This window comes from Neisseria sp. P0022.S010, from assembly GCF_051956635.1.
Genome location: NZ_JBQCXF010000263.1, coordinates 1 through 3,993, shown reverse-complemented (window position 1 = coordinate 3,993; position 3,993 = coordinate 1). Strand labels below are relative to the sequence as shown.

4 protein-coding genes are annotated in these 3,993 nt (G+C 51.0%); all 4 read left to right on the top strand.

What is annotated here, in order from left to right; all coding sequences use genetic code 11:
* On the top strand, window positions 1-590 hold a 590-nt coding region (locus ACTHUT_RS14930), incomplete at its 5' end, for a glycosyltransferase (RefSeq protein ID WP_440418977.1).
* 165 nt (window positions 591-755) lie between these two features.
* A complete protein-coding gene (gene murC, locus ACTHUT_RS14925) occupies window positions 756-2,165 on the top strand; it encodes a UDP-N-acetylmuramate--L-alanine ligase (protein WP_440386029.1) in 1,410 nt (469 codons plus the stop codon).
* 88 nt (window positions 2,166-2,253) lie between these two features.
* The gene (locus ACTHUT_RS14920) at window positions 2,254-3,168 is read left to right on the top strand and encodes a D-alanine--D-alanine ligase (protein ID WP_003748301.1); all 915 of its coding nucleotides are present in this window, start codon (window positions 2,254-2,256) and stop codon (window positions 3,166-3,168) included.
* Window positions 3,158-3,877: a cell division protein FtsQ/DivIB gene (locus ACTHUT_RS14915; protein WP_440386030.1), complete on the top strand. Its 720-nt coding sequence runs from the start codon at window positions 3,158-3,160 to the stop codon at window positions 3,875-3,877. Before ACTHUT_RS14920 ends, ACTHUT_RS14915 begins: the two co-directional genes overlap by 11 nt.
* The last annotated feature ends 116 nt before the right edge of the window (window positions 3,878-3,993 follow it).

Genomic DNA, 3,993 nt, shown 5'->3' with positions numbered 1-3,993 from the left:
CTGTCCGTGCCGATATTGCGGCATTGCCTGTTCCTGAAGAACGCTTTGAAAACCGTCAAGGCCGTCTGAAAGTTTTGGTGGTGGGCGGCAGTTTGGGTGCGGATGTGTTGAACAAAACCGTTCCGCAAGCTTTGGCATTATTGCCTGAGGAGGCTCGTCCGCAGATGTATCATCAGTCCGGCCGCAATAAATTGGGCAACCTGCAGGCGGATTACGATGCGTTGGGTGTGCAAGCCGAGTGCGTGGAATTTATTACCGATATGGTATCCGCCTACCGCGATGCCGATTTGGTAATTTGCCGTGCCGGCGCACTGACGATTGCCGAGCTGACGGCTGCGGGTTTGGGTGCGCTACTGGTGCCGTATCCGCACGCGGTGGACGACCACCAAACAGCCAATGCGCGTTTTATGGTGCAGGCCGAAGCCGGTTTGCTGCTGCCGCAAACTCAACTGACGGCAGAAAAACTGGCCGAAATCCTCGGCGGCCTGAATCGCGAAAAATGCCTGAAATGGGCGAAAAATGCCCGTACGCTGGCGTTGCCGCACAGTGCGGACGATGTGGCGGAAATTGCCATATCCTGTACCGAATAAGTAGGCAGACTTTGTTCAAGGCCGTCTGAAAAGTTGATTAACGGCGTTTCAGACGGCCTTTATTGCTTTTGTTAAAATTCCTTTACAATAAAAGCATAGCGCAGAAGCGGATAGCCCTTTAAAATAACGCCTTTACGCACTAAAAACCAACCGGAACGCAACATTATGATGAAAAATCGAGTCACCAACATCCATTTTGTCGGAATCGGCGGCGTCGGCATGAGCGGTATTGCCGAAGTCTTACACAATTTGGGCTTTAAAGTTTCCGGTTCGGATCAGGCGCGTAATGCCGTTACCGAGCATTTGAGCGCTCTCGGCATCCAAGTTTATCCCGGCCATACTGCCGAACACGTCAATGGCGCCGACGTAGTTGTTACCTCTACCGCCGTCAAAAAAGACAATCCCGAAGTCATCGCTGCGTTGGAACAGCAGATTCCCGTGATTCCGCGCGCGTTGATGTTGGCAGAATTAATGCGCTTCCGCGACGGCATCGCCATTGCCGGTACGCACGGCAAAACCACAACCACCAGTCTAACTGCTTCTATTCTCGGCGCGGCAGGACTTGACCCGACTTTCGTTATCGGCGGCAAACTCAATGCCGCTGGTACCAATGCCCGTTTGGGTAAAGGCGAATACATCGTCGCAGAAGCCGACGAATCCGATGCCTCTTTCCTGTATCTGACGCCGATTATGTCCGTCGTAACCAATATCGACGAAGACCATATGGACACTTACGGCCACAGCGTTGAGAAACTGCATCAGGCGTTTGTCGATTTTATTCACCGTATGCCGTTCTACGGCAAAGCCTTTTTGTGTATCGACAGCGAACACGTCCGTGCAATTTTGCCGAAAATCAGCAAACCTTACGCCACTTACGGTTTGGACGATACTGCCGATATCTACGCGACCGATATTGAAAACGTCGGCGCGCAAATGAAATTTACCGTTCATGTTCAAATGAAAGGACATGAGCAAGAGCCGTTTGAAGTTGTTTTGAATATGCCCGGCCGACACAACGTCCTCAATGCGTTGGCGGCTATCGGCGTTGCGCTGGAAGTTGGTGCATCGGTTGAAGCGATCCAAAAAGGCTTGCTCGGCTTTGAAGGCGTTGGCCGCCGCTTCCAAAAATATGGCGACATTAAATTGCCAAACGGCGGAACCGCTTTGCTGGTGGACGATTATGGTCACCATCCTGTCGAAATGGCAGCAACCCTTTCCGCTGCGCGTGGTGCATACCCTGAAAAACGCTTGGTCTTGGCTTTCCAGCCGCACCGCTATACCCGCACACGTGATTTGTTTGAAGACTTTACCAAAGTCCTCAATACCGTTGATGCGTTGGTGTTGACCGAAGTTTATGCCGCAGGCGAAGAGCCGATTGCCGCAGCCGATTCCCGCGCCTTGGCGCGCGCCATCCGCGTATTGGGCAAACTTGAGCCGATTTACTGCGAAAACGTTGCCGATCTGCCGCAAATGCTGCTGAATGTTTTGCAAGACGGCGATGTTGTTCTGAATATGGGTGCCGGTAGCATCAACCGCGTTCCGTCTGCATTGGTGGAATTGTCGAAACAATCATAATAAACAGGCATATTTGCCTTTGAGGACACATAGGTCGTCTGAACAATATTTCAGACGGCCTGTATCAGTATTTAAGAAAGTAGAAATTATGCAGAATTTTGGCAAAGTGGCCGTGTTGATGGGCGGCTTCTCCAGCGAGCGCGAAGTTTCTCTGGACAGCGGCGCCGCTATTTTGGCTGCCTTGAAAAGCAAAGGCGTGGATGCCCATGCGTTTGACCCCAAAGAAACCCCGTTGTCTGAATTGAAAACCCAAGGGTTTCAGACGGCCTTCAATATTTTGCACGGCACTTTCGGCGAAGACGGCGCGATTCAAGGCGCATTGGAACTGATGGGTATTCCTTATACCGGCAGCGGTGTGGCCGCTTCCGCGCTGGGTATGGACAAATACCGCTGCAAACTGATTTGGCAGGCCGTGGGTTTGCCTGTTCCTGAGTTTGCCGTATTGCATGACGACAGCGACTTTGATGCCGTTGAAGAAAAATTGGGCCTGCCGATGTTTGTGAAACCCGCCGCGGAAGGCAGCAGCGTCGGTGTGGTAAAAGTTAAAGAAAAAGGCCGTCTGAAAAGCGTTTACGAAGAATTGAAACATTTGCAGGGCGAAATTATTGCCGAGCGCTTTATCGGGGGTGGCGAGTATTCTTGCCCGGTATTGAACGGCAAAGGCCTGCCCAGCATTCATATTATTCCGGCTACCGAGTTTTACGATTACGAAGCCAAATACAACCGCGACGATACGGTTTATCAATGCCCGTCGGAAGATTTGAGCGAGGCGGAGGAAAACCTGATGCGCGAACTGGCCGTGCGTGGCGCGCAGGCGATTGGTGCGGACGGCTGTTCGCGCGTGGACTTCCTAAAAGATACGGACGGTAAGCTGTATCTTTTGGAAATCAATACCTTGCCCGGTATGACCAGTCATAGTTTGGTGCCAAAATCTGCAGCCCATACCGGCGTAGATTTTGCTGATTTATGTATTGAGATTTTGAAGACCGCTCATGTGGGATGATGCAGGCGCACTGGGTCGGCTGACCCGCCGGCTATTGTTGCTGATGGCCTTTCTGCTGATAGGTTCGGGCATAGCTTGGCTTTACAATTCCAAATATTTCCCTGTGAAACAGATTGCCATTCAGGGCAAGCTGAAATATGCTTCCGGCAAAGAATTGCAAACTGTTGCAAGAGAGCATATCAGGGGCAATATGTTCCGCGCCGATATTGATTCGGCGCAGGCCGCTTTTCAGCAGTTGCCTTGGATTGATTCGGCAATGGTGCGCCGCCGTTTTCCGGAAACCGTGGAAATTATCCTGACCGAGCGCGTGCCGGTTGCACACTGGCGCGCTGGCGGCTTGGTGGACAGTAAGGGTAATGTGTTTGCCGCAAGCCTGAAACAGGACCTGCCTATATTTGAAGGGCAGCAGGGGACAGGCAAAGACATGGTTAAACATTATGCGGACTTTTCCGGTATTTTGAGTCCGTTGAAACTGACCATCAAAGAATTGATCTACACGCCGCGTTCGGCATGGCTGCTTGTATTGAACAACGGCATTACCGTGCGCTTGGGGCGTGAAAACGAAATTAAACGTTTGCAGCAGTTTGCCCAGATTTGGCCGTCGCTGCTGCGTAAAAAACAAAGTCGTATCGAGTATGTCGATATGCGTTATAAGGATGGTTTTTCAGTCCGTTACAGGCCGTCTGAAAACCCTTCCGACAGTGAATAGCCGATTAGACGTGAAGCAATCTTGTTTCAAAAATAATCAAACCGTCAGTCAGACAACATAGCGAACGAGCAATTATGGAACAACAACAAAATAAATATATCAGTGCCTTAGACATT